The organism is Halorubrum sp. CBA1125, assembly GCF_009742825.1.
Taxonomy (GTDB): Archaea; Halobacteriota; Halobacteria; order Halobacteriales; family Haloferacaceae; genus Halorubrum.
On the sequence record NZ_WPCE01000282.1, the window covers coordinates 1 to 2641 of the forward strand.

The window sequence follows — 2641 nt, forward strand, 5'->3', positions numbered from 1 at the left end:
GACCGCCGCCGGCGACGACGCGCCGAGGAACAGCCCGTGCGCGAGCGCGTATCCGAACCCGTGAAGCAGCCGCTCGAACCGCGTCAGGGACGCGGGATCGTCTTCGATCCGCGCTCGGAGGGTCCCGTACCACTCCGCGACCGCGGCCACGTCGTCGCTCACCGCCGCCGCCTCCGCGAGCGCCGCCCGCCGGTCTGCGAGCGGCGTCGCCCCGTCCGAGAGCCGGAACGACGGGACCGACTCGACGTGCGCGAGCACCCGCTCGCGGAGGCAGTCGCCGTCCGCGTACGCCGAGACGCGACGCCGGAGCTCGGGGTACCACTCGCGTGTCAGCGCGCCGTACGTGCCGTCGAGCAGCTCGTCGACCCGCGCGAACGATCCGTCCGTCCCGGGATCGTCCCCGGCCGTCGCGTCTGACCCCCCGCGCTCCGTGGCCCCTTCGGAGGGCGCCGCCGGGAACGCGTCGACGAGTCGAACCAGTTCCGCCGGGTCCTGTTTCGCCATGCCAACACGTCGCACTCGACGCTCTTGAATCCGCCCGTCGACGCTCTGTCTCCCCCTTCGGCAGCGGTTTTTTCACCGGTCGGAGCGGTAACGCACGTATGGGAGACGCCGACGCCGACGAGAACGCGGGAGACGGGAACGACGGCGACGACACCGGCGGCGACGCCGGACCGATCGTCGTCCTCCTCGACGTGTTGCCCAACGGGCGTCCGGACGACGACCGCCCGCAACACCGGAAGTCGCCGGTCGCGTACGGCCTCGGCGTCGAGTCGTTCCGGCTGTACGAACTCGCCCTCTCGGAGGACGCCGACGTCTCGGTCGGGGACCAGATCGACCTCGACGGAGACGCCGTCGGCCGGTACCGCGAAGTGACGTTCGACGACCTCACGCGCAACGCGGCCGCGGAGGTCGAGTACGCGGTCGAAGACGTCGTCGACCGCGACGAGGAGCGGTTCGTGGACTTCTACAACGAGGCCGGGCCGATCACGCTCCGGCTCCACCAGCTCAACCTGCTGCCCGGAATCGGCAAGAAGCTGCGGAACGGGGTGCTCGACGAGCGGAAGCGCGAACCGTTCGAGAGCTTCGAGGAGGTCTCCGAGCGCGTGCCCGGGCTCCACCGTCCCCGGGAGGTGATCGTCGATCGGATCGTCGAGGAGATCCGCGAGGAGGACCTGAAGTACCGGACGTTCGTCGACCGCGAGGCGTGACGCCGTCCGTCGACCGCGGGGCGTGACGCCGTCGAGGAGCGACATCGCGGTCGACCGCCCCGAGGCGACATCGTCCTCGACCGCCGCGGGACGCCGAAACGGGACATTTACCCCGAGCGGCCGAGTACCCCGGCCATGACCGATCCATCGACGGGCGCGGCGCGGTCGTACGGGGACCGCGACCCCGACGCCCTCGCGCGGCGCGCCGGGGCCCGTGCGAACCCCGATCGCGACCAGCACTTCCTCGTCGACGACCGCGTCCTCGACCGGATCCCGACGTACCTGCCGGCCGGCGCCGACACGAGTCACCTCCTGGAGATCGGCGGCGGCGCCGGCGCCCTCACCGACCGCCTGCTGGCGGCCGTCGGAGCCGGCGGCGACGACGAGGGGCGCGTCACCGTGATCGAGCGCGACGGGACGTTCGCAGCGTTCCTCCGCGAGGAGTTCGCGGCCGCCGTCGACGACGGGTCGCTCGCGGTGGTCGAGGGCGACGCCCTCGAGGTGACCCTGCCGCCGTTCACCGCGTGCGTCTCGAACCTGCCGTACGGCGTCTCCTCGGAGGTCGCCTTCCGGCTGCTCCCCGAGAAGCGGCCGCTCGTGTTGATGTTCCAGGCGGAGTTCGCCGAGCGGATGGTCGCCTCGGCGGGCGAGCCCGAGTACGGGCGGCTCTCGGTGTCCGCACAGCACTACGCCGACGTGGAGATCGCAGAGCACGTCCCGAAGGAGGCGTTCGACCCGCAGCCGGCCGTCGAGAGCGCGGTCGTCCGGTGTATCCCCCGCGACCCCGACTACGCCGTCGACGACGAGGCGTTCTTCCTCCGGTTCGTGAAGGCGCTTTTCACCCAGCGGCGCAAGACGGTGCGGAACGCGATCCGGAACACGGCGCACATCTCCGGGCTGGACGCCCCTGAGGCGGTCGTCGACGCCGCCGACGAGGACCTGCTCCGGCGGCGTCCCGGGAGCCTGGAACCCGCCGCGTTCGCCGAGCTGGCGGCGATCGCACGCGACCACGGGTCGCCGACGGAGGCGTGACCGCGCGATGATCCCGCCGTCCGTCCCCGTCGCCGCCGGCCTCGCGGGCGACGTCTACGGAATCGCGGCCGGGAACGTCGAGCGCGTGGTGGTGTCGGCGCTGGTGCTCGCGGCGGTGCTCGGCGTCCGACTGCTCACCGGGTGGGTGAAAGGCCGGAGCGAGGACCTCTCCTCGAAGCAGCGGCTCCTGCTGTCGATGACCGTCGCCGGAGCCACCGCGGTCGGGGCGCTCTCGCTGCTGGCGGTGTGGGACCGGAGCGGGGCGCTGCTCGCCGCCGTCCGGTCCGCGGCGATCGCGGACCAGCTGTCGAACGTCGTCCTCGCGGTGGTGGTGCTGGCGAGCGCCTACGCGGTCACGGACTTCCTCGGCGGCCTCATCCGCGAGATCGCCGCCGAGA

General features: G+C 72.5%; 2 protein-coding genes and 2 pseudogenes. 3 read left to right on the forward strand and 1 reads right to left on the reverse strand.

The features are described 5' to 3' along the window. Window positions 1-504 (reverse strand): annotated as a pseudogene (locus tag GJ633_RS15655) (hypothetical protein); the annotation flags it as partial. A 98-nt stretch (window positions 505-602) separates the two neighbouring features. On the opposite strand from GJ633_RS15655, the gene GJ633_RS15660 reads away from it, so the two are divergent. From GJ633_RS15660 to GJ633_RS15670, 3 genes and pseudogenes are all read left to right on the forward strand, one after another. Continuing rightward, window positions 603-1211, forward strand: a complete 609-nt coding sequence (locus GJ633_RS15660; protein ID WP_156589526.1) for a DUF655 domain-containing protein — start codon at window positions 603-605, stop codon at window positions 1209-1211. Window positions 1212-1346: 135 nt separating this feature from the next. Continuing rightward, a complete protein-coding gene (locus tag GJ633_RS15665; protein WP_156589527.1) occupies window positions 1347-2243 on the forward strand; it encodes a 16S ribosomal RNA methyltransferase A in 897 nt (298 codons plus the stop codon). A gap of 7 nt (window positions 2244-2250) precedes the next feature. Beyond that, a pseudogene (locus tag GJ633_RS15670) lies at window positions 2251-2641 on the forward strand (mechanosensitive ion channel family protein); the annotation flags it as partial.

Excerpts from the sequence above, each read along its gene's own strand:
- GJ633_RS15660 (WP_156589526.1), top strand. The coding sequence starts at position 603 with ATGGGAGACGCCGACGCCGACGAGAACGCGGGAGACGGGAACGACGGC.
- GJ633_RS15665 (WP_156589527.1), top strand. The coding sequence starts at position 1,347 with ATGACCGATCCATCGACGGGCGCGGCGCGGTCGTACGGGGACCGCGAC.